Source organism: Cellulophaga algicola DSM 14237, from assembly GCF_000186265.1.
Classification (GTDB): domain Bacteria; phylum Bacteroidota; class Bacteroidia; order Flavobacteriales; family Flavobacteriaceae; genus Cellulophaga; species Cellulophaga algicola.
The window spans coordinates 874,935-900,865 of the sequence record NC_014934.1; the positions used below are offsets into that span (position 1 = coordinate 874,935).

Consider the following 25,931-nt stretch of genomic DNA (forward strand, 5'->3'; position numbering starts at 1 on the left):
GGATGCTGAAACATCTCTCGATTTTTTTAATTACTTCTATTTCATATATGCTATTAACTATTTAAAGGGTTGATTACTACTTTTTGGTTTTTTAATTCAAAATTAAAAGGCACTGTATTTTTAAAAGTTTCTAAGACATCTTCAATAGATTCTAAATCAAATTGTCCTGTAAACTTTTCATTCCATAAAGCTTCACAATTATTGTCTATCGAAACATCATAAAAACGTTCTAATTTTTTTAAAATAGATTTAAATTCTTCATTTTCAAAAAATAATACACCATCTAACCAAGCTATATGGCTTTGAACATCAACAGTTCTAACCTCTCCTGGATTTGTATTACTATATTTAAATTGTTGACCTGGTATTAAAACATGTTCTTTATCTGAATTAGACATCACACGTACCGAACCTTCAATAAGAACTACATCATTTTCAATATCACTATCATAAGAACTTACATTAAATTCGGTACCAAGCACAGTTGTTTCAAAATTATCAGAAGTAACCACAAACCTATTTAGTTCATTCATTTTGGCTACATCAAAATAAGCTTCTCCTTTTAATTCTACTATACGTTTTTGATCTGCAGTAAAGAAAGTAGGATATTTTAAAGAAGACCCTGAATTTAAGTGAACTCTAGAACCATCAGACAGAACTATCTCCATTCTTTTGCCATAGGGAACATAAATTTCATTAAATTCATTAACTACTACTTTAGTAGTGCTCTCTTTATAATTATAGCGTATACTATTCCCTTTTTGGACAGCAACTACTTCTCCTTGCTTATTATATATTTTATTAGATTTACTTTCATCTAAAGATTTCTTCTCTCCAGAACTAAGCTTCAAAACTATTTGATTAGAAACTTCTAATTCATTTGTATGGTACTTATTAAAATATACTAAAAAAGATAATCCTACTAAAAGACAAATACTTGCCGCTGCAAGCAAATAAGATTTATTTGATTCATAAAAAGAATTTTTAAGCGTAGAATTATATTCGATTTTTTTTGCCAAAAATTTCTCAAAAGCTACATCTGAATCAAAACTTTGACTCTCAATCTCAAATAAATGATTAATTACAATATACTTTTTTAGCAGGTCTACATTCTCAGACACTTCTAATTTATCTTTAAATACAATTAGCTCACCTGGTGTTAAGGTGTTGTTTAAAAATTTAGAAATTTCAATGTTGTTTAACTGACTTTTATTCATTTATAAGACGATTCTTTATAGTAAGACTCAAAAATTATAGAATACCCTTAGTTTTATGTTAAGAAATTTTAAAAAAAGAGTTAAATTTAAAGAACGGTTACACTATTAAAAAAAATCCACTGAAAAAAGAAGACCAAATCCTAGACATTAAAAACCTTAAAAAGGGTGATGATGACGCATTTAAGCAACTTTACAATCTATACTATAAAAAACTATGCGTGTATACGTACGGGCTTTCAAAAGATAAGATTGTATCAGAAGATATTGTACAAAACGTTTTCTTTAACCTCTGGAAAAATAGAAAAAAAGTTGAAATTACGAATTCATTAAACGCCTATTTATTCAAAGCATGTTATAATGAATTTATAGATAGTTATAAAAAGGAACAAAAAACAATTGACTATTTAACCGAAATAAGGATTTCTGCCATGGATTTCTTTATTGAGGATACTATTGAAACAACGAACGAAGCCAAAATTACTTCTATTAAAAAAGCGATCGAAAAGCTTCCTAATAAATGCAAAGAAGTTTTTATAATGATAAAAATTGAAGGTTTAAAATATAAAGAAGTTGCCGATAATTTAAAAATATCTATAAAGACCGTTGAAGCACATATGTCATTAGCCCTCAGAAAAATAAAAGAACAGATCTAAATTTCAAAAGCAAATAAACAACAACGACAACAACACCTAACTACGCGTACCGCTTGTAACTAGTTTTTTATTAAAAACGATTTCTCTCCTGACTTAAAGAACAAATTAACCTACAATTCCTACTTTTATTAAGATACCGCGTAAGAACGATTTCGCAACCAAGATAAAAGCAGGTGTAGTTAACTATAAAAAGAAAGAATCTTATATTTTGACTCCTCTAAACTGTGCTCTAAAGGCTTTAAGACCTGCTTGGCTTCAGTCAGGTTAGCATTGAAAGATTCAGCAAAAGCATTTGTACTTCTATGAATAAAATAGTTTGAAATTATTCTATTAGAAATTGTGTGGAATGCTCTAAATGCAGATTGATCGAAAAGTTTATTCCAATGTCCTAGCTCAATATAGCTATCTCTGTATTGATGTTACCATATAAAATGTAATTCTGAACCCCTAAATAAAAGACCAATTTCATATCTGGATACTCATTAAACCAATTTTGGATTTTATGATATTGCTTCTCTATCCCATTTTGAGGTACTTTATATCGTAAGTAGGTGCTTCTAATTATCACTCCTTACTTTTGTTCTTGATCTCTTAGAAGTTTAAGAACTTATTTTCGGGATTCGCAAGCGAGTGAGAGTAAGCACTACTACGGTTTTAAAAGTCTTTTTCGGGATTATTATAAACAAAAAAAGTCCTCAATATTTCTATTGAGGACTTGATTAAAAAAAGGCGACGACCTACTCTCCCACTTGGTATAGCAGTACCATCGGCGCTGATAGGCTTAACTTCCCTGTTCGGAATGGTAAGGGGTGGACCCTATCGCCATGGTCACCTTAAATCTTTGTACTAAACTAAAGTTTAGTACCTAATATTGTTAACATATTAAAGGGACAAAATGGGTGGTATAACCACTCACATAAAACACATGTATATAATTAAAGTAAGCTACGATTTACGGTTTATCTAATGTAAAAAGGAAGTCCGCCCCCTAATGAAAGGGGGCAAGTTGTGCAAGCCTATGGGCTATTAGTACTACTTGGCTACAGACATTACTGCCCTTCTACCTATAGCCTATCAACGTGGTCATCTCCCACGGCCCTTTAAAGAAATCTCATCTTGTGGCTGGTTTCGCGCTTATATGCTTTCAGCGCTTATCCAATCCCGACATAGCTACCCAGCAATGCTCCTGGCGGAACAACTGGTGCACCAGAGGTCAGTCCAACTCGGTCCTCTCGTACTAGAGTCAGATCCACGCAAATTTCTAACGCCCGCAGTAGATAGAGACCGAACTGTCTCACGACGTTCTGAACCCAGCTCGCGTGCCACTTTAATGGGCGAACAGCCCAACCCTTGGGACCTTCTCCAGCCCCAGGATGTGACGAGCCGACATCGAGGTGCCAAACCCCCCCGTCGATATGAGCTCTTGGGGGAGATCAGCCTGTTATCCCCGGCGTACCTTTTATCCTTTGAGCGATGGCCCTTCCATGCGGAACCACCGGATCACTATGCTCTTGTTTCCAACCTGTTCGGCCTGTATGCCTCTCAGTCAAGCACCCTTGTGCCATTGCACTCTACGCACGATTACCAACCGTGCTGAGGGTACCTTTAGAAGCCTCCGTTACTCTTTTGGAGGCGACCACCCCAGTCAAACTACCCACCACGCACTGTTCCCTAGTTTTAGGGTTAGGCCCTAGATAAGCAAAGGCTGGTATTTCAACAATGACTCCACAACGCCTGGCGACGCCGCTTCAAAGTCTCCCAGCTATCCTACACATTACTTACCCAGAACCAATACGAAGCTATAGTAAAGGTGCACGGGGTCTTTTCGTCCCACTGCGGGTAACCGGCATCTTCACCGATACTACAATTTCACCGAGCTCATGGCCGAGACAGTGTCCAGATCGTTGCACCATTCGTGCAGGTCGGAACTTACCCGACAAGGAATTTCGCTACCTTAGGACCGTTATAGTTACGGCCGCCGTTTACTGGGGCTTCAATTCAATGCTTCGCCGAAACTAACATCTCCTCTTAACCTTCCAGCACCGGGCAGGTGTCAGGCCCTATACTTCATCTTTCGATTTTGCAGAGCCCTGTGTTTTTGATAAACAGTCGCCTGGACCTCTTCACTGCGGCCCACCCGAAGGTGGGCGACCCTTCTCCCGAAGTTACGGGTCTATTTTGCCTAGTTCCTTAGCCATGAATCTCTCGAGCGCCTTAGAATACTCATCCCAACCACCTGTGTCGGTTTACGGTACGGGCTGCTTCACTTGTTTTTCTCGGAGGATGTTACGCTGGATTATCAACTTGGCCGAAGCCTCGTCGTACTATCGGGGTGTCACCACTCCCTTCAACGCGCTATTCCGTCAGCGCGCACCAACACCACATCCCCGTCACTTTTAGCGTGAGCAGGTAGCAGAATATTAACTGCTTGTCCATCCACTACCCCTTTCGGGTTCGCGTTAGGTCCCGACTGACCCCCAGCTGATTAGCATAGCTGGGGAAACCTTGGTCTTTCGGCGTGCGGGTTTCTCGCCCGCATTATCGTTACTTATGCCTACATTTTCGTTTCTATACGTTCCAGCAACCCTTACAGATCACCTTCAACACATATAGAATGCTCCCCTACCCCTCTGTACCGAGTACAGAAGCCATAGCTTCGGTGGTATACTTATGCCCGATTATTATCCATGCGGAATCGCTCGACCAGTGAGCTGTTACGCACTCTTTAAATGAATGGCTGCTTCCAAGCCAACATCCTGGCTGTCAATGCAATTCCACCGCGTTATATCAACTTAGTATACACTTGGGGACCTTAGCTGATGGTCCGGGTTCTTTCCCTCTCGGACATGGACCTTAGCACCCATGCCCTCACTGCTGTGAAACATTTTATAGCATTCGGAGTTTGTCAGGAATTGGTAGGCGGTGAAGCCCCCGCATCCAATCAGTAGCTCTACCTCTATAAAACTATCACAACGCTGCACCTAAATGCATTTCGGGGAGTACGAGCTATTTCCGAGTTTGATTGGCCTTTCACCCCTACCCACAGGTCATCCCAAGACTTTTCAACGTCAACGGGTTCGGTCCTCCACTTTGGGTTAACAAAGCTTCAACCTGCCCATGGGTAGATCACACGGTTTCGCGTCTACTACTACTAACTATGGCGCCCTATTCAGACTCGCTTTCGCTACGGCTCCGATCCTTAAAATCTTAACCTTGCTAGTAAAAGTAACTCGTAGGCTCATTATGCAAAAGGCACGCCGTCACCCCTAAAGGCTCCGACCGCTTGTAAGCGTATGGTTTCAGGATCTTTTTCACTCCGTTATTCACGGTTCTTTTCACCTTTCCCTCACGGTACTGGTTCACTATCGGTCTCTCAGGAGTATTTAGCCTTACCGGATGGTCCCGGCAAATTCATACAAGGTTTCACGTGCCCCGCACTACTCAGGATACCACTATCAATAACGATCTTTACTTATACGGGACTATCACCCTCTTCGGTCTGTCTTTCCAAACAATTCTAATTCATTACGCATCAAATAGCGTGGTCCTACAACCCCAGCATTGCCGAAACAATACTGGTTTGGGCTAATCCGCGTTCGCTCGCCACTACTAACGGAATCACTTTTGTTTTCTCCTCCTCCGGCTACTTAGATGTTTCAGTTCACCGGGTTTGCTTGATCTTACGATCACGACTGGCCTTCAACCAGACAGGTTGCCCCATTCGGATATCCGCGGATCACAAGTTGTGTGCACCTCCCCGCAGCTTTTCGCAGCTTATCACGTCCTTCATCGCCTCTGAGAGCCTAGGCATCCCCCATACGCCCTTTTCTAGCTTGTCACTAGTCCTTTTTATGCTATTATATAAATTACTACTGTATAAACACAGTAGTACCTCTATCGTACTTTACTCTATTTTTAAATTTGTGTTTTCTTGTGATTACAATATCCCTGAAGATAATTGTAATTCACTTTGTCCCAATATGTCAATGAACTTTTTCCCCCTCCTACTCCCCCAAAGGGGGAGCGCACTTACTCGTGCTTATTCCTTCCCTTAGGGAAGGCTAGGATGGGATTGTGGAGAATATCGGAGTCGAACCGATGACCTCCTGCGTGCAAGGCAGGCGCTCTAGCCAGCTGAGCTAATCCCCCGTCTTTTAGTGATCAGTTAACAGTTATTAGTTAACAGTACTTATAACGGCTATACTCAACCTCTAAAATTTCCTTTCAAAGAATACTACTAATAGTACCTTCAATTTTAATGAACGTATCTTGATTAAATAAATAATCAAAATTTAAGCTTGTAGTCTCAGGCAGACTCGAACTGCCGACCTCTACATTATCAGTGTAGCGCTCTAACCAGCTGAGCTATGAGACTCTCACTTAGCGAATCCTTTAACAGACTCTATCAATATTATAATAACATAATTATAAGACAGCAATTTGAACAATTAATAACTTAAAAATACAAGGACTAGAACTCGTTCGTATTCAGTGTTGAGATGTTTTTCTCTAGAAAGGAGGTGTTCCAGCCGCACCTTCCGGTACGGCTACCTTGTTACGACTTAGCCCTAGTTACCGATCTTGCCCTAGGCCGCTCCTTACGGTGACGGACTTCAGGCACTCCCGGCTTCCATGGCTTGACGGGCGGTGTGTACAAGGCCCGGGAACGTATTCACCGGATCATGGCTGATATCCGATTACTAGCGATTCCAGCTTCACGGGGTCGAGTTGCAGACCCCGATCCGAACTGTGACCGGTTTTATAGATTCGCTCTCTGTTGCCAGATGGCTGCTCTCTGTACCGGCCATTGTAGCACGTGTGTGGCCCAGGACGTAAGGGCCGTGATGATTTGACGTCATCCCCACCTTCCTCACGGTTTGCACCGGCAGTCTCGTTAGAGTCCCCATCATTACATGCTGGCAACTAACGACAGGGGTTGCGCTCGTTATAGGACTTAACCTGACACCTCACGGCACGAGCTGACGACAACCATGCAGCACCTTGTAAATTGTCCGAAGAAAAGTCTATCTCTAAACCTGTCAATCTACATTTAAGCCCTGGTAAGGTTCCTCGCGTATCATCGAATTAAACCACATGCTCCACCGCTTGTGCGGGCCCCCGTCAATTCCTTTGAGTTTCATTCTTGCGAACGTACTCCCCAGGTGGGATACTTATCACTTTCGCTTGGCCGCTCAGTCCGAAAACCGAACAGCTAGTATCCATCGTTTACGGCGTGGACTACCAGGGTATCTAATCCTGTTCGCTACCCACGCTTTCGTCCATCAGCGTCAGTGTATAGTTAGTGACCTGCCTTCGCAATCGGTATTCTAAGTAATATCTATGCATTTCACCGCTACACTACTTATTCTAGCCACTTCACTATAACTCAAGACCGCCAGTATCAAAGGCAGTGCATACGGTTGAGCCGCAGCATTTCACCTCTGACTTAACAGCCCGCCTACGGACCCTTTAAACCCAATAATTCCGGATAACGCTCGGACCCTCCGTATTACCGCGGCTGCTGGCACGGAGTTAGCCGGTCCTTATTCTTACAGTACCGTCATCAATCTACACGTAGATCTTATTCTTCCTGTATAAAAGTAGTTTACAACCCATAGGGCAGTCTTCCTACACGCGGCATGGCTGGATCAGACTTCCGTCCATTGTCCAATATTCCTCACTGCTGCCTCCCGTAGGAGTCTGGTCCGTGTCTCAGTACCAGTGTGGGGGATCTCCCTCTCAGGACCCCTACCCATCGAAGTCTTGGTGTGCCGTTACCACACCAACTAACTAATGGGACGCATGCTCATCTCTTACCGTAACCTTTAATATATAACTGATGCCAGTCATATACCACATAAGATATTAATCCAAATTTCTCTGGGCTATCCCTTAGTAAGAGGTAGATTGCATACGCGTTGCGCACCCGTGCGCCGGTCGTCAGCGGAGCAAGCTCCCTGTTACCCCTCGACTTGCATGTGTTAGGCCTGCCGCTAGCGTTCATCCTGAGCCAGGATCAAACTCTTCATCGTTGTTTTGTAAATATTATATAACATCTTAATCCAACATCTAATTCATCCGAATCCTAGCCCTTAATATTCTTTAAGCTAATTCTTTAATTCAATTTATTTAATTACCGTTTCCAGTAATTAAACGCTGTCTTACAATATGTCAATGAACTTTTATTTCTATATCTCTTAACACTTAGCTACGTATCGTTGTTTCCCTAAGCGGCTGCAAATTTACACCCTCTTTTGGAACCTACAAGCGTTTTACTAAAGTTTTTTTGAAAAAATTTAAAACCTTTACACAATAACCACAAATACAATACGTTACACCTAAAAAAAAAAAATACACTTTATTTAAAAATAACTGCCATTCCTAAAAACCCCACTTAAAACACCACTCCATAAAAGAAGGCTACCCTAACTAAAGAAGTTCCAAACCACCCCAAAGCGGACAATAAAATCACGATAAGGATTATCTGGTGCAGAAAAGTAATTGTAACCACTAAAGGATGAGTTGAGATGTTCTGCCTTTAAATAGATACGCGTCTGCTGTACTTTTGCATTAATAAAAAAGTCTATTACTGGAAAACCTCCTAAGCTTTGAGCATTCTGGATATAGAGCTCTCCTAATAAAGGGTTATAAGAATTCATATTATAGGAAGTAAAGTACTTAAAAGTAACACCCGTTTGCAAAAACATTGCTTTCTTAAATATCTCCTTTGAATAATACAATGTATTTCTAGTAGTAAACTGTGGTACATTTAGAATATCATTGCTCTGAGATACCGTTTGATACATTAGCGTATTGTCTAACGCAAAATTACCTAGCTTAAATTCCTTATTATACTTCAGTTTTATATAATTAATACTGCTCGTCTCCTGAAAAGGTTTGATATATTGGTTTTCACTTTCACCCTCTACTAATGTTACTGATGGATCAACCGCGAAATAAGAATAATTATCCAGAGTCGTAAATTTAGCAGATGCACTACCCAACAACTTAGAATCAATATTAAACTGTAAACTATTAGTCTTCGTCTTTTCAAAAGTATTTGAATTATCCCAATTGTAATTACTATAATCGCTTTGATATAATAGGTAATTAAAATTTGGCATTCTAGACGAGGAATGCAACTTTGCACTTAAAAAGACACTTTCACCTAATGAATAACTAGCCTCTGCATTGAGAATAGAACCCGTTAAATCCCCAGTAAGGTTGTAAGCGAAATCTCCCTTTAAATTGAAACCTTTTATCCGCTTATGATAATTAGCTCCTATTGAAATCTCATCTCCTTTAAGATTTGAATTTATTACTTGCGCATCTGTAATAAGGATACTATTAAAGGAATAATTATAATTAAATATATTTAAATTAGCTTTCAACCTCCCTAAGGTAGAATTATAAAACTCTGCACTAAATTGATTATAAAAAGATCTTAGTTGAGCCTTATCAGAAAGATCTGTAGCAACGAAAGCATCACCAAAATAAGCATTCTCACTATCCTGAGTAAATTGATAGTATTTGGTTTCATAGTTAAACAAATGACCTATTGCTAAAGATGTTTTCTCAACACTACTCGAATCGTTATCTTTTTTTATCAATTTATATTGATTTTCAAAAAAATATCTTTTCCCTAATATTTTACTTTGTGCATCTGTTAAATTGACATCTATCCTTGATCTATCTGTAAAATCCGAATCCCCTGACTCAAACTGACCCACCACATCATTTAATCCTCCATTCTCTTCGTTTATCAAATCTTGTGCAGCAATATGCCCCCTAAACGAGTATCTTTGGTTTTCACTCAAGTAATTAGCACTAGTTCTAAAATTACCCGCTTCTGCTTGACTATTATTATATTTACCGTATGATCTAAATCCTTTATAAGCAATAGCATAATTAAAGCGCTTAGATAAATTAAAAGTCAATAAAATATCTAAAAACTGACCTTCTTCAAAAACAGTTTTAAACATAACCTCTGTCATAGGCGTAGGTACATTATAATAATCGATGTCTTCCATCTCCATATAATTATAATTTTTAGCCATAGCCCCAAGTTTTGGATAGAAAAAATTAGACTCAAAATTATAAGCTAACTTATTATAAGGCTGCCCCATATTAGCAAAAGGCAATAATTCAAAATTATCTTTTCTAATATAATTATATTTATATTCCTTTTTTATGGATAGCGTAGTATCTACATAAGTTGTGTCTCTATAAAAGGAGATAATTTTATAATCAGCAATAGCAGGTTCGTACTCAACCTTGCTTGTATCTATTTTTTTATTTAAATCTTTATTGGCTTTTGGCAAAGGCCTTGCCTCTTTAGATTTTGGGATTGAATCTTGTTGGCACAAAACAAAATTTGAACTAAACACAATAAATAGCAATATTATATATCTCATTGAAAAACACTTATCGAAACAAAGGTAATTTTTTAAGTTTTAATAAAATGTGAAAGTTTTGCGAATAGAAAAGAACATTTTTAAGACCACCTTAATCTCAAGAAATAAAGCTATTCTTTACCAAAGCACACAAATAAAACACCACTAAAGCCTTATAAAGTACTTACAACACCTTAAGTGGTAAATAAAACAAGTAACCCGAAACAAACTTAACAGCATTCAACACTGTTAGCTTATACTCAATTAAGCGATAAATAATATGCCCTAATCCACATAAGAATATACTTTAACTTCTCCATTATTTGGAAAAATTAACAACAAGGACCTATTTTTTTGATTTAACACTTTAATTGTCCTTATTTCTTTTTTTAAAGGTGCTATGCCTAAATTTGATAAAGATTCATAATCATCTAAACTTTCCATTAAAAAACCTTTCATAGCATAATAACCTCCATTGTAATTATTAACTCGCTTTAAATTACCAGATATAACTAATTGATTTGACTCTTTTACTCTTATTTCTCCAAAAGAATTAATAGGACCTAGTTGTATTTCATCTGAAAAAGGAATAAACCGATCAAAAGAATTATTCACATTTTCTAAGTAACCAGAAGATAGATTATCAATCTCATAAATTGTACTCTTTTCAATACTCTTCAATCCAAAAATTTCATCCATATTTTTTAAAGCGAAACTTTTATAGGTAGGGAATTTTTTCCTTATAAAATTCATCTGATTTTGCAATTCATCTTTGGAGTTTATAGGATAATAATCATCCTTAACAGAATAAGCCAATACCGTTTCATTCTTTCCATCCGAATTAAAATCAGAATAATACATCCTAAGAGGTTTATTTGAGCTTGCACTCAATCTAGTGTTTAACCCCCAATTACCTAATAATATATCCTTATCCCCATCCTTATCTACATCAAAGACTGAAATACTTTGCCAAAGTCCGTTCATATTTTTAGGTATCTCTAATAAATTCAATCTTCCGTTAGTATTCAAATAAACTTTTGGAGCATCCCATTCTACAGAAACTACTAGATCTAACATCCCATTATCATCAAAATCGACCCATTCTGCAGCGGTAACATGAGAAGGCAACTTAAATTCAGTATCAACTTCAAATCTACCTTTTCCGTTATTTACTAATAGGTATGACAAAACAGATTTTCCAAAATCACCACGTTTGGATAAATTCCCTACAAATAAATCTTGATCGCCATCATTATCATAATCTGCAGCAACAACGGTTGAAGTATTTAAATGATTTCTTGGAATTAGTCCTGTCGACTTAACAAAAGAACCGTTATTATTAATATACAATCTGTCATTTTGAAAAGAACTCATTCCTGACTTATGAATCCCCGAAGCGACATACAAATCCAAATCTCCATCATTATCTGCATCAAAAAACACAGCACTATTATCCTCATACAAATAATCTAGTTCTATACTTTTGATATTAGTTTTAACTAGTGCCATACCTGTGTTCATGTACAAAACAGCTTTTTCCCCCGAAGAGCCTCCAATAAATAGATCATCAAAACCATTGTTATCAATATCGGCTTGTGCTACAGCCGGACCGATAGATGAAACCTTATAGGGTATTAATTTTTCATATAAAAAATCATTATAAACATCTTCCAAACTAGAATGTTTTAAAATATTTTCCTCTGGTTTGAATAATTGATTTTTTAATTTATTTACATAAACAAAATTCTCACTATTACTAGATAATGTTATATCATGTGTTTTATTAATTTCTGGACTGAATAGAGTTTGATACGTGTTATTGGGCCAAATTATACGAACAGAATCTACTTGATTGTTTCCGTTTAAACCAAAATGCAACTTATCATCCGTAGATGATAAAAATCCTCTGGATTTATATAATTGCTTAAATTGCATTACTCCGCCTGCATACACCTTAATTTTAGTTCCAATTCCTGAATTATTTTTGGGTTTATAATTAAATTTAAACGAAATAAAATTATTAGACTTACCTGAAGTATTCTTATAAATACTAACTTCTTCTCGTAAATTATTAATAACAAGATCTAAATTTCCGTCATTATCTAAGTCTACATATGCAGCTCCATTCGATGATGTAGGAGTTTCTTTAAACCAAGAACCCGTTTTATTTTTAAATTTATGAAGCCCTCCTTCAAAAATTTCATTTGAAACTAAACCAGAAGGCATACTATCAATAGATTTATACAACCATTTTAAACCTTGATCAGATGTTCTCCCCTTAAAAGCATTTGAGACAAATATCTTAAAGTCTAAATCATTAGGCCTGCGTAAAATTCCATTTGATATGAACAAATCATTGAAACCATCATTATTAAAATCTGCAATTAAAGGTCCCCAACTCCAGTCTGTTGCCTCAATACCATTAAACAGGGCTGTTTCCGTGAAATACTTTCCTTCTTTATTAATTTGCATCATATTCCTGGCAAATTGGTCTTTGTATCCTAATTTTCGCAACCTTTCATTCATATGAAACATAGCATCCTCCCCTTCACTCTCCTTAACTACCCTTTCATCATATGGCAACATATCCAATGTGATTAAATCTAAATAACCATCGTTATTTACATCTGCAGCATCACTCCCCATTGAAAACCTACTTATCGTAGAAAATGATTCTCCTAAGCTTTCCCTGAAAGTACCATCACGATTATTTATATAATAATAATCATCTTCATGAAAATCATTACAAACATAAATGTCATCCCACCCATCATTATCAAAATCTGCTATCGCCGCACTTAAACCATAACCATTAACACCTCCATAGATTCCAGACAACTCACTGACGTCTTTAAATACTCCATTTTCATTATTCAACAAAACATCTCCAACAAATGGAACACGCTTATTACGAACACTAGCCAACCCATGAGACAAAGTAGTATGCACCGCATGATTAACGATATAGACATCTAAATCATCATCTTTATCATAATCAAAAAAATATGCCTGAGTAGCATATCCTTCAAAATCTAAACCATAACTTTTTGCATCCTCCGTAAATGTTCCATCTCCATTATTAACAAAAAGCTCATTACGACCTTTAAAATTTAAAAGCCCACTTACAGCACATACGTATATATCTAAGAATCCATCATTATTAATATCAATCATTGTCGTACCAGTATTCCACTCAGATTTACCTTCTGTATTTGACTTCATAGAAACATCCTCAAATTCAAAATTACCCTTATTGATATACAACTTATTCTCTTTCATATTTGAAACAAAATAAAGATCTACCAAACCATCATTATTTACATCACCAGCAGACACCCCCCCTCCATTGTAGAAATATAAATAATTTATGATACTATGCTCCGAGTTTTCATCTATTTGATTTACAAAATCTATTCCAGTCTCAGAAGATTCTAATTTCTCCAATAGATAAGTTTTCTCTGTTACTACATTCTTATTACAACCAAGAAAAAAACTTAAAAAAACAAATAATACTAAAAAATAAAAAAGATTAATACTCAACTTCATATTGTTAAAATTTTAACAAATTTAAGGAATTTTTAAGATATTAAATTTTAAATAACTAAAAATATAAGCATAAAAAAACCACCCTTGAAAAGGGTGGTTTTAAAGAAAATTAAAATAGTATTAAAACTAATTCTGTGTCGTAATATTATTATTGTCTTGAAGTTCTTGTTGAGGAATTTCAAAAGTTAAACGCTCATCATTAAAAGGGATAGGTTGTCCTACCGCAAATAAATGATTACTACCTCTAACAATTGTAGCCTTATTACGCTTCATTGCTAAATAACTTTTACCTTCACCCCACAACTCTAAACGAGTTTGCTTGTAAATCTCATCTAACAATGCTTGACCATTTAATGCATTTACAAAAGATGCATCTGTTACTCTGGTTGAAACAAAATTAAATAGAGCCGTTCTAGCTAAACCTTCTTGTCCAGAATTTGCAAGCGCCTCAATATTTAATAATAAAGGCTCTTCGTAACGCATGTATATATAATCTGCTTTTACAATTTGTGATGAACCAAAAAGTTGTCTATCAGAATCATAAAATTTGTTTAGAGGTTGAAGAAGAAAATCCTCTTCTGGATCGTTCTGAAACTGACCTCTTCTTACATCATCTGCAGGCATACTATCATACAAAGCAAGATCTATAGACTTATTATCACCGAAAGCAGCATAACTGTAAGAATATGCATCCATTTGACCCCACCAAGAAACTAAACCTAATGCAATATCTTCATTTAAATCTACACCCCACATCCATCCTTGAGACGCAACATCATTAAATCCTCCAAGAATTCCGCTAACAGAATCATCTGCTTCCATTGCAGAAGCCGTGGTATTTGCTAATGCATTATTTGTAAGAGTAACAACATCATCCCATCTATCTCTTCTTGAACCAAGAACATATGCTAAAATTGTCTGAGCAACAGATTGATTAACCTGAGTTTTTGAAGGTCTAGCATAACCGTCTAAAAGCGAAATTGCTTTTGTTAAATCATCTTCCATTAAAGCATACACTTCTTGAGTCGTAGACTTAGGATTACCTATGAAACCAGGCTCAATATATATTGGCAAAGTTTCGGAGTTCCAAGATGCTTCAACATCGTTAATCATGAATTGAGTTAAGTAAAAATAAGAATGTGCACGCATTGCAAAAGCCTGCCCTAAAATATGTCTTAACTCCTCATTTTCAGGTACAAAATCATTCCCTCCTAAACCATCGATTACCAAATTAGCTTGATTAATAATTCTAAAGTAATAACGCCAAACTTGATAATTTTCTTGTTGTGTAAAATCTACACCAGCTTGCATTTCTGTAATTCTAGAACGATACCACCCAAAAGTACTTACAGATAATGCCATATCACTAGATAGCATATCTCCATAGATATCATAACCTTTTTGACCAAAATCTTGCTGAGAAGTAGTTCCACCTGTTTCAGTAGTAAACATCGTTGCATAAATTCCAGTTACAGAACCTTCACCTAAAGTTGGATTAAGTAAAACACCATCAACCAATTGATTAGCATTAATAATTTTTCCTGTTGATTGCTCGTCTAAAAAGTCATCTTCACAGCCTATCGCAAAAACTGCTAGGCACGCTAAGCCTAAAATTGATTTTATATTATTTTTCATATTTTCTTTTTTTTTAAAATTTAGCTTTAACTCCTAATGTAAACGTAGAGATAGGAGCATAAAGACCTCTATCTGAACTTCCGCTTTCACTTGTAGTTGGATTGAATCCTTTTCTAGCACCCTTGAAATATAAATTATCTCCTGAGATGTAGAAGTTAAGCCCAGCCATACCTATATTATCTAAAACCTTCTTAGGAATATTATAACCCAAGACTACATTATTTAAGGCTAAGAAATCTGTTGACGTTACAAAACGTGATTGTCTACTATTAACATTACCAATAATTCTATCTGCAATTAAAGGAACATCTGTAATGTCACCAGGTTGCTGCCATCTATTTCTTACATCAATATGTCTGTTTTGTGCGATGATACCACCATTGTTATCATGTATTAACTCCGCATATTGAGAATCATAAGCCCAACCACCCAACGAGTAAGCAAACTGTGTAGAAAGTGTAAAGTCATGTAACCTTGCATTTAATCTAAAAGCTCCAGAGACATCAGGGATAGCTGATTTACCAATAAACTTTTCAGTAGCATCTGCATAAGTCTTGGTTGTTTCGCTATTTACATTAGCATCAGGATTCCCATCTAAATATCTCGTAAGCGAAGCAATTGCAGTATCTCCGTCATCAAAAGTCCCACTCCCGTTTACATCATCATAATACTGATTCCACATTGGATACCCATCTTCAGGATCTACACCAGCATATTCTCTCATATAAAAATCATAAATAGAACTACCGTCAGTATACCCATAAGCACCTACCTGATTTAATATAGAAGGCGCACCCGTTTCTGGATCTATTGGCATCGTAGTCAATTCATTATTTAACACCGCACCGTTTATAGCAATATCTAATTTGAAATTTTCTTTATTAAAAATATGACCTGTAAAATCAAATTCCAGACCATTATTTCTAAGAACACCATCATTAACTGTAACAGTAGCCACCCCTGTTGATGGAGAAATTCTTCTATCAAAAATTAAATTATCAGTATCCTTAATATAATAATCTATGTTCGCATCAAGAAACTTACCAATACTCAACTCTGCACCTACCTGGTACATCTTTGCTGTTTCCCATGTTAAGTCAGGATTAGAAAAAACCTCAGGAGCTACTGCAAATTCACCACCAAGATTAGTCACATTAAACGTGTTTACACCTGTGTAATAATCAACCCCACCTTCATCTCCAGTTCTACCGTAAGAAACCTTAAGCTTTAAGAATTTAATAAGATTGCTGCTAGACAAGAAATCTTCATTTGAAGCTACCCAAGCACCACCAACAGAATAAAAAGTATCCCATTTATTATTAGCAAATCTTGAAGAACCATCTCTACGAACTGTTCCTGTTAAGTAATATTTATTATCATAATCATAATTGATTTGACTAAAATAAGACTCTTTAGCAAATCTTGAAGAACCATCTCTACGAACTGTTCCTGTTAAGTAATATTTATTATCATAATCATAATTGATTTGACTAAAATAAGACTCTAAAGTTCTTGCCTGAGTACTACCCGTAGGTTGTTGTATATTAACGATATAATTATCTAATTCTTGCCCTTGAGGAACAATTGCTTTTCCTTTAAAAGCCGTAGCAAAAGATTGATCAAATTTATTACTTTCATGTGCAGCAAGCATCTCAAAAGAATGTTGACCAAAGTCTTTCTTATATCTCATTAACTGTAAAAAGTTAGTGGTAATATTTTCTGTCGTACTTTGAAATAAATCTCCTTGGTTAGACACAGAACCACCATAGAATTGGTTCCCTACAGATTTAAAAACGTTGTTAGAATACTGAACACCATAAGTAGATTCAAAATCTAAACCTTCAGTAATATCTATTTTAACATTAAAGCTACCAATTACTTCGTTTTTATCACTACCATTAAAATCATATAAAGCTGAAGCTATAGGATTTAAACCATTAGAGTTTGGTCTATCTCTGAACCCAGAAAGAGAACCATAATCATATTGGTTACCACCAAAAATTGGATCAGCAACTAATTGAAAGTTATCATCTCTTAAAAACACAGGATAGATAGGATTCATCTTATCTGCAAATTCAAAAAGGTTTTCAGCACCATCTGTTTGACCATTACTAACACTTTCAGAATAAGTATATCCTAAATTAGCACCAATATTTAACCACTCTTTTACTTGTGAATTAATATTAAGACGTGTATTTAATCTTTTATAACTAGAGTTAATAGAATACCCATCATCTTTTAAATAACCTCCTGAGAAAAAGTACTTAGATTTTTCATCTCCGCCACCCATTCTTAAATTGGCTTCTGTTCTAAACGAAGAATTAAAAGCAAGATCTTCATATCTTTCTGGTGTATATCTTCTTGTTACCCCAGCTCTTACCTGACCCGTTGCTGGATCTATCAACTCAGCACCATCAGCAACATTCCACATATTGTAACCAGGAGCAATAATTGAAGTAAACAAAGTATTGTTTACTGTATTAATAGCATCAGTGTTTCCTAAAAGAAGTTCTCTATTAACTTTTGCTTCCCACATAAGACCAATGGCCTCTTCTGGAGAAGTGATCACTTGATATCTTGGCAACAATTGCGTATTAATACCTGTTTTAACATCAACTTCGATATAAGACTCATTAGACGTACCTGATTTAGTAGTAATCAAAATTACACCATTTGCACCTCTAGAACCATAAATAGCAGTTGCAGTTGCATCTTTCAATATGGTTGTACTCTTAATATCTGAAGGGTTAATCGCATTTAAGCTACCCGTGTCCGTAAAATCTCCGTTCGCATCTAGCGACTGAGTGGTTAATGGAACACCATCTACAACATAAAGTGGTGCTCTGTTCCCGTTTACAGAACCAAAACCACGTATACGTACTGTCGCAGAACTACCAGGCTGTCCTGACCCACTAATAACAGTAACACCAGAAGCTTCACCTGCTAAAGCTTTTGAAATATTTGAATAATTTTTCAATTCAATATCCTCTGCTTTCACTGTGGTTGCAGTTCCTGCAAAAGCTTGTTTTGTTGAAGTACCATAACCAACAACAACAACTTCTTCCAATGCTTGAGCATCTTCACTCAACTGCACAGATACTACTGCTGAAGTTCCTACAAGTTTTTCAACAGTCTTTTGTCCAATATAACTAAACTTTAAACGCTGACCTTCGCTAGCGATTATAGAGTAATTACCGTCAAAATCTGTTTGCGTTCCTTTAGTAGTACCTACCACCAAAACAGAAACACCAGGCAATGGTAATCCCGACTCATCGGTCACCGTACCCGTAATCGTTTTCTCTTGTGCAAAAGAAAAACTCATCATTAACGCCAACAAGGGCGTTAAAATCCATGTTAATTTCGATTTCATTTAAATAAATTTTTGAATTAGTCAATTACAAAAATGATAATTAAAAGTTAATAAAACAAAAAAACTGAAGAATTAACACCTCTATATGTTAAAAAAATGTTATTAATTATGATATAATTAGTACAGATACCATTAATTATCAATTGAATACAGATTTTAACACAATACCTGATTTTAGTGATAAAAAAATGCGGTAAAATTACCAAATACCATGAAATACTATTTTTTGTTTGCATTTTTATAAATATTTTCTGACAAAATATCGTTCAATAACTTTTATTTTTGACTCCAAGTTTAACTTTTACCTTAAGATTGCACTATGCTTAAAAACTTTCATGTCTCTTTTAATGAAATTGGAACAGATGAAGCTGGTCGTGGCTGTCTTGCGGGGCCTGTGACTGCTGCAGCAGTCGTACTTCCTGAAAACTTCACAAACACACTACTCAATGATTCTAAAAAGCTATCTGAGATTAAAAGGTTTTCTTTGAAACCAATTATAGAAGAATTTGCACTATCCTTTGCAGTTACGCATATTGAACCACTTATCATTGATGATATTAACATCTTAAATGCTTCAATTTTAGCCATGCAAAAATCTGTTTTAAAACTAGATACTACTGCTAGGCACATCATCGTTGATGGTAATCGGTTTAAACCTATGAAAAACTACTCTTATGATTGTATTATAAAAGGAGACGGAAAATATATGAGTATCGCAGCAGCATCTATCCTAGCGAAAACCTATAGAGATGAAGTTATGAATGTTCTTCACGAAGAATTCCCTATGTATAATTGGAAACAGAATAAAGGGTACCCAACAAAAGAGCACAGAGCTGCCATTAGAAAATACGGAATTACTAAATACCACAGAAAGAGCTTTAGACAACTCCCTGAACAACTTAAAATTAATATATAACCTTGCTTTTTAAAAAAGCACTGTTTTAATTTTAAATTTGTAAAAAAGCTACGTTTATGAAATTGAAAGTCTGTGTTTTCTTTATTATCGTATTTCTAAGTTGCAAAAAAGAAGCAAGCACTTCTTCATCGCTTCTAAATCATATTCCACAGAATGCATCAATACTAATTAAGATAAATGATTATGATCTTTTTATAAGCGATTTAAAAAACAATGCTTTCATTAAAGAGTACCAACAAACTCCTCATTACTCAGAGTCTTTTAAATACTTAAAACTTTTATCCTACATAAAACCAGGCAAAGAAAGTATTATTAGTTTTATAGAAGTTGGAAAAGGAAAATTAGATTATTTGTTTAAAACTAAATCCTCCTCAACCCTACTAAACTTAAAGGACATTAAGAATAAGACTGTAGAGGAACTAACGTATGAAAACTACTCATTTACCAAAGCTACTATTGAAGATCAATTAGCTTATATATATAAGGATACCGAATATACTTTCATCTCTTCTTCCCAACTATTGATTGAAAACCTAATCAGAACCAAAGAATTACCTGATACTGACTTAAAACTAAAGAAACTCTATGATTCTAGTGGTAAAAGTAATTCTGCGGTATTGTTTTTTAACACCAAATACTGCAAAGAACTAACTTCTTCTCTAAAAGAAACGAACCACTTTGACCTTTCTGAATTTTCAGATTGGATTTCTTTAGATGCTATTGTAAAGCAAAATGAATTTAAATTAACTGGAATAAGCATCTGTAACGAAGGTAGCCATTCAAAATTTGCATCGTTATTCTCTAATGTTAGCCCTGTTTTAAACAAGACCCAGTTTTACGCACCAATAAACGCGCAATACATCATTTCTTATACCTTTAAAAATTTTGAGAATTACTATAAGAATCAACAAAAATACCTAGAAGCACTCCCGAAAAAAGACACTACATTTCAAGCAGTTCAAGAATTAGGAATTATAGGGGTTTCTAATGAGAAAGTTGTGCTAATACAAACTTTTGACGCAACGCACCTCGTTGATATTCTTAACCAAAATTCTAATGAAACTATAAATTACCAAGGAAACGAAATATTAAAGCTCATTGATGTTAATTTTTTAGCCCCTTTTAAAGCCATCCTTCCTAATTTTAAAACAAATTATGCTACTATAGTAGAAGAGGTAATTATTTTTTCGGAAAACCTAGCTCCACTACAAAATACCATTAGCAACTATAAAAATGAAGCTACTTTCAATAAATCTGAAATATACAGTAGTGCAAAAACTAGCATCGCAGATGAATCAAACATCTTATTTATTTCATCTCCTGAAGGAATCGCGAATTTTCGAGAACATGAATTAAAGGAGGATATCTCTAAACAAATCGGCGCATTAGATTTTTCCAATCAAATAGTCATTGGTCAATTAGTTTCTGACAAAGGCTTTTTCCATTCCAGTATAATATTAAAAAAAATAACAGAAAAAACAGAGAGCAACCTAACTGCACCTTTATATACTGTTCAACTTGATCATAATATTGCAACAGAACCACAATTTGTAAAAAATTACCTTACCAAGAAAAAGGAAATTATAGTTCAAGATGTCAAGAATATTCTTTATCTGATTTCAACAGAAGGAAAAGTAGTATGGAAAAAACAATTAGAAGGCAAAATTAAAGGTGAAATTATTCAAGTTGACTTATATAAAAATGGACGCTTACAATTCGCTTTTACAACAGATAATCAGTTTCTAATTATCGATAGAAACGGAACTATCGTAAAGCCTTTTAATCTGACTTTTGATTCTGCTGAATTAAATAGTCTATCTGTTTTTGATTATGATAATAATAGAAATTATCGCTTTATAATTACGGACAAATCCAAAATATCTATGTTTGATAATTCTGGAAAGCTTGTAGAAGGCTTCAAGTTTAAAGATACAGGTAAAACCATCACTAAAGCTCCAAAACATTTTAGGTTTAACAAAAAGGATTACATTACATTCCCTGAAGAAGATGGGACTTTACGTATTCTAAACCGCGTGGGTACAGACCGAATTATCGTAAAAGAAAAAATTGATTTTTCAGACAACGAAATCTATAATTATAAAAACAACTTTACGCTCACAGATACTAAAGGAATACTTTATCAGGTTAACGAAAAGGGTGCTATTGAAAAAAGCAATTTAAAACTAACCAAAGATCACGGCTTCGATGCCACAACAAACACTTTGGCTGTAATGAATGAAAATACATTAATGCTAAAGGGAAAAAAAATAGAACTTGAACTTGGTCTATACGCAAAGCCAAAAATATTTTACAACAACGATAAACTATATGTGAGCGTTACAGACTTACAAAACCAGAAAATTTATTTATTTGACAGTAATTTAAATCCGATTCAAAACTTTCCTGTATTTGGTAATTCTTCCATTGATCTAGAAGATATGGACAACGATAAAAAATTAGAATTTGTGGCTAAAGACCAAGAAAACTCTATAATCGTTTATCGTATAAACTAAGCTGTAACCAAGTTAGCCATACAAATTTCTCTTCCAACTATACATATTGTCAGGCAATTAGGTGTTTCATATTATATATTGTGTAAAGAAACACTTTAATAAATAATTATGAAAAACCAGATGAGCGCATTAATTTTAATCCTCTTATTCACTTCAAACGCACTTAGTCAAATTAATTGCAGCAGGTATTATCCATTAGAGGAAGGAACTACTCTTCAATACACGTCTATTAACCACAAGGGGAAATTAGAAAGTACTGCAGACTACATTGTATCTAAAGTAGAAAACTCGACTAGTGGTACTGTGGCTGAAATGACTTTTAATTTAAGTGATAAAAAAGGAAAAGAAATTATGCAATCTAGCTACAACATTTCTTGTTCTGGTACGGGAATAAAAATTGATTTTCAATCTTTAATGGCGAGCGCTATGATGAAACAATACCAAGAAATGGAAATTGAAGTAGACCTAACAGGTACAGATATAGAATTGCCTAATGATTTAACGATTGGACAAGAACTCATGGATGCCAATATCACCATGACTATTAGCATGGCAGGTATGAATATGAAGACCATTGTAAATATGATGAACCGCAAAGTAGAAAAGAAAGAAAATGTAACAACATCTTCTGGCTCTTACGAATGTTTTGTGATTTATAGTGAGAATGAATCTCAAGTAATGGGTATAAAAAAAACTTCCCCTTCTCGACTATGGCTTACCGAAGGTGTAGGTATGGTGAAACAAGAAAGTTATAAAAGTAATGGAGACTTACTAAGCACTACAACATTAACCAAATTTAATAACTAGTAATGCTATCTCATTTTTTTTTAATGAGATCTAAACCTCGGTTTCTTCTTTTATAAATTCGGCCTCAAAAAGCACAGAAAAATGCTTCAATAATTTTTCTTTCACTACTTCTATGTCCACTTCTTTTTGCCCTAATTCTACATTTAATGACGTTACGGCCTTTCCTTTAATTCCACATGGTATCATCAAATCAAAATAGCCTAAATCTGCATTTACATTTAATGCAAAACCATGCATAGTTACCCAGCGGCTAGCCCTAACACCCATAGCACAAATTTTACGTGCAAAAGGAGTTCCAACATCGAGCCACACTCCTGTTTCTCCTTTAGAGCGTTCCGCTTTAAGTCCATATTCATCAAGGGTTAGAATAACCACTTCTTCTAAGAAACGAAGGTATTTATGAATATCTGTAAAGAAATTATCTAAATCTAAAATAGGATATCCAACAATTTGCCCAGGACCGTGGTAGGTAATATCCCCCCCTCTATTTATCTTATAAAACGTAGCTCCTTTTGCTGCCAATTGCGCTTGGTCTACAAGAAGGTTATCCATGTCCCCACTTTTCCCTAAAGTATAAACATGCGGATGTTCTACAAAAAGCAAATAATTTGCGGTTGAAAGTGTTAATTCTTCCCTCCTGTTTTTAATTTTAGTATCTATGATAGATTTAAAAAGTAACTCTTGGTAGTCCCAGGTTTCTTTATAATCTTTTACACCTAAATCTTTATGTATTACAAGCTTATTCATCCCTGCAAAGATACAAAGACCTAAATTATACGAAACTAATTATCAGGGTTATTTAAGATAACCAACGCTGCTATAACACCTGGCACCCAACCACAAAGGGTTAATAAAAAAACAATAACAATAGAACCACAACCTTTACCTATTACGGCTAGGGGTGGAAAAAAAATAGCTAAAAGAACTCTCCAAATACTCATTTTGTTTGATTTTGATTGATTTTGATTGATGAATGTACTTATTAGACGATAAAGGGCTATATATGTTACATTATTTTTATGAAAATGATATTTAGCAACATTTACTTTTTTCAGATTGATGAATTGGAGCATTGTACTTATATTTGCAGCCTTAATAAGTAGAAAAATGCAACTCACAGAACAAGAGGTAATCCGAAGAGAGAAATTAACCAAATTAAGAGAATTAGGTATTGATCCTTATCCAGCTGCTTTATACCCAGTGGATACAACCTCAAAAAATATAAAAACGGACTATAAAGAAGGTAAAAAAGTTATTGTTGCCGGTCGTTTAATGCGTAAAAAAATACAAGGAAAAGCTTCTTTTGCTGCGTTACAAGATAGTGAAGGTCGTGTACAATTATATTTTAATAGAGATGAAATCTGTACTGAAGATGACCATTCTAAATACAATGAAATCTTCAAAAAATTAACAGATTTAGGAGATATCATTGGGGTTGAAGGAGAACTCTTCACCACACAGGTAGGCGAAAAAACAGTCTTGGTAAAAGATTTTACTATTCTTTGTAAAGCATTACGCCCATTACCCTTACCAAAAGTTGATCCTGACGGAAAAGTACATGATGAATTTAATGATCCAGAATTACGTTACCGCCAGCGTTACGTAGATTTAATCGTGAATCCATCTGTAAAACAAACCTTCATTAAAAGAACTAAAATAACTAATAGTATTCGCCAATTCTTTAATGATAGAGAATATCTAGAAGTTGAAACTCCAATACTACAACCTATTCCAGGGGGCGCATCTGCACGTCCTTTTTTAACACATCATAATGCGTTAAATATCCCATTGTATTTAAGGGTTGCTAATGAGTTGTATTTAAAAAGACTTATCGTTGGTGGTTTTGATGGTGTATACGAATTTTCTAAAGATTTTAGAAATGAAGGAATGGACCGTACCCACAATCCAGAATTTACCGTAATGGAACTTTATGTTGCTTACAAGGATTATAATTGGATGATGGACATGACCGAGCAACTTTTAGAAAAAGTAGCTGTAGATGCCAATGGAACATCTAAAGTTCCTGTAGGGGAAAATCAAATTGAATTTAAAGCTCCCTACCCTAGAGTACCCATTCTTGGAGCTATAAAAGAGCATACCGGCTATGATGTTGCTGGTATGGAGGAAGTAGAATTAAGAGGTGTCGCTAAAAAATTAGGCCTAGAAGTAGATGAAACTATGGGTATTGGTAAGCTTATTGATGAAATTTTTGGGGAAAAATGTGAACACCTATATATACAACCAACATTTATTACGGATTACCCTAAAGAAATGAGTCCGCTTACCAAACAGCACAGAGATAATCCTGCACTTACGGAGCGTTTTGAGCTTATGGTAAATGGTAAAGAATTAGCGAATTGCTATTCGGAGTTAAATGATGCTATAGATCAAAGAGAGCGTTTTGAAGAGCAATTGAAATTATCTGCAAAAGGAGATGATGAAGCTATGTTTATAGATCAAGATTTTATCCGTGCTTTAGAATACGGTATGCCACCTACTGCAGGTATTGGTATTGGTATTGACCGTTTGGTGATGTTAATGACTAATAATTCTTCTATACAAGAAGTTTTATTCTTCCCGCAAATGAGACCAGAGAAAAAGGCACTTGAACTTTCAGAAAATGAAAAAGTAATTTTTGAAATTCTAAAGAAGAAAAAAGAAATGCCACTAGCAGCTCTTAAAACTGAAGCAGATCTTAGTAATAAAGCTTGGGATAAAAGCATAAAAGCTCTTGGTAAAATAGGGGTAATTAAAATTACTAAAACAGAAACTGACTTAATTGCTTCGTTTAGAGAATAAACAATTTGCATTCAAAATACAAGAAAAGGAAAGACGCTCTATGTGTTCTTTCCTTTTTTATTTTCCAATCATATCACCAACT

Annotated in this window: 12 protein-coding genes, 2 tRNA genes and 3 rRNA genes; 5 read left to right on the forward strand and 12 right to left on the reverse strand. The window is 35.2% G+C overall.

The genetic code is table 11. The features are described from left to right. Positions 1–53: 53 nt before the first annotated feature. Entirely contained in the window at positions 54–1,217 is a 1,164-nt protein-coding gene (locus CELAL_RS03820; protein WP_013549599.1) for a FecR family protein, read from the reverse strand. Positions 1,218–1,363: 146 nt separating this feature from the next. Between CELAL_RS03820 and CELAL_RS03825 the strand changes: the two genes are divergently transcribed. Beyond that, complete coding sequence (locus CELAL_RS03825) at positions 1,364–1,870, forward strand: RNA polymerase sigma-70 factor (protein ID WP_262481882.1); 507 nt, start codon at positions 1,364–1,366, stop codon at positions 1,868–1,870. A gap of 724 nt (positions 1,871–2,594) precedes the next feature. Here CELAL_RS03825 and rrf read toward each other — a convergent pair. The 9 genes from rrf to CELAL_RS03870 all read right to left on the reverse strand — a co-directional run bounded on the left by rrf (position 2,595) and on the right by CELAL_RS03870 (position 18,814). Next, positions 2,595–2,706, reverse strand: a 5S ribosomal RNA gene (gene rrf, locus CELAL_RS03830). A gap of 170 nt (positions 2,707–2,876) precedes the next feature. Then, positions 2,877–5,710, reverse strand: a 23S ribosomal RNA gene (locus CELAL_RS03835). 235 nt (positions 5,711–5,945) lie between these two features. Continuing rightward, positions 5,946–6,019: transfer RNA gene (locus CELAL_RS03840), tRNA-Ala, on the reverse strand. A gap of 152 nt (positions 6,020–6,171) precedes the next feature. Then, positions 6,172–6,245 (reverse strand) — tRNA-Ile (locus CELAL_RS03845). A 138-nt stretch (positions 6,246–6,383) separates the two neighbouring features. Next, a 16S ribosomal RNA gene (locus CELAL_RS03850) occupies positions 6,384–7,902 on the reverse strand. The 16S, 23S and 5S rRNA genes sit together here with 2 tRNA genes alongside, the layout of an rRNA operon. Before the next feature lie 393 nt (positions 7,903–8,295). After that, a complete protein-coding gene (locus tag CELAL_RS03855) occupies positions 8,296–10,284 on the reverse strand; it encodes a putative porin (RefSeq protein ID WP_013549601.1) in 1,989 nt (662 codons plus the stop codon). Between the two features lie 264 nt (positions 10,285–10,548). Continuing rightward, on the reverse strand, positions 10,549–13,809 hold the full coding sequence (locus CELAL_RS03860) for a VCBS repeat-containing protein (RefSeq protein WP_013549602.1): 3,261 nt from the start codon (positions 13,807–13,809) through the stop codon (positions 10,549–10,551). 126 nt (positions 13,810–13,935) lie between these two features. Further along, positions 13,936–15,444 carry a RagB/SusD family nutrient uptake outer membrane protein gene (locus CELAL_RS03865; RefSeq protein ID WP_013549603.1) on the reverse strand — a complete coding sequence of 503 codons (1,509 nt, stop codon included), beginning with the start codon at positions 15,442–15,444 and terminating at the stop codon, positions 13,936–13,938. Between the two features lie 13 nt (positions 15,445–15,457). After that, positions 15,458–18,814: a SusC/RagA family TonB-linked outer membrane protein gene (locus CELAL_RS03870; protein WP_013549604.1), complete on the reverse strand. Its 3,357-nt coding sequence runs from the start codon at positions 18,812–18,814 to the stop codon at positions 15,458–15,460. Positions 18,815–19,133: 319 nt separating this feature from the next. Between CELAL_RS03870 and CELAL_RS03875 the strand changes: the two genes are divergently transcribed. The 3 genes from CELAL_RS03875 (at position 19,134) to CELAL_RS03885 (ending at position 23,050) form a co-directional block, all read left to right on the forward strand. Continuing rightward, complete coding sequence (locus CELAL_RS03875) at positions 19,134–19,730, forward strand: ribonuclease HII (RefSeq protein WP_013549605.1); 597 nt, start codon at positions 19,134–19,136, stop codon at positions 19,728–19,730. A 56-nt stretch (positions 19,731–19,786) separates the two neighbouring features. Then, positions 19,787–22,243, forward strand: a complete 2,457-nt coding sequence (locus tag CELAL_RS03880) for a hypothetical protein (protein ID WP_013549606.1) — start codon at positions 19,787–19,789, stop codon at positions 22,241–22,243. A 120-nt stretch (positions 22,244–22,363) separates the two neighbouring features. Continuing rightward, a complete protein-coding gene (locus tag CELAL_RS03885) occupies positions 22,364–23,050 on the forward strand; it encodes a TapB family protein (RefSeq protein WP_013549607.1) in 687 nt (228 codons plus the stop codon). A gap of 30 nt (positions 23,051–23,080) precedes the next feature. Here CELAL_RS03885 and lipB read toward each other — a convergent pair whose 3' ends face one another. Together lipB and CELAL_RS21805 are read right to left on the reverse strand one after the other, a co-directional pair. Further along, the gene (lipB, locus tag CELAL_RS03890; RefSeq protein WP_013549608.1) at positions 23,081–23,797 is read right to left on the reverse strand and encodes a lipoyl(octanoyl) transferase LipB; all 717 of its coding nucleotides are present in this window, start codon (positions 23,795–23,797) and stop codon (positions 23,081–23,083) included. Positions 23,798–23,832: 35 nt separating this feature from the next. Continuing rightward, positions 23,833–23,991, reverse strand: coding sequence for a YqaE/Pmp3 family membrane protein (locus tag CELAL_RS21805; RefSeq protein ID WP_013549609.1), 159 nt, complete (start codon positions 23,989–23,991; stop codon positions 23,833–23,835). 166 nt (positions 23,992–24,157) lie between these two features. Here CELAL_RS21805 and lysS point away from each other — a divergent pair, with 166 nt between their 5' ends. Next, on the forward strand, positions 24,158–25,849 hold the full coding sequence (gene lysS, locus CELAL_RS03900) for a lysine--tRNA ligase (protein WP_013549610.1): 1,692 nt from the start codon (positions 24,158–24,160) through the stop codon (positions 25,847–25,849). The last annotated feature ends 82 nt before the right edge of the window (positions 25,850–25,931 follow it).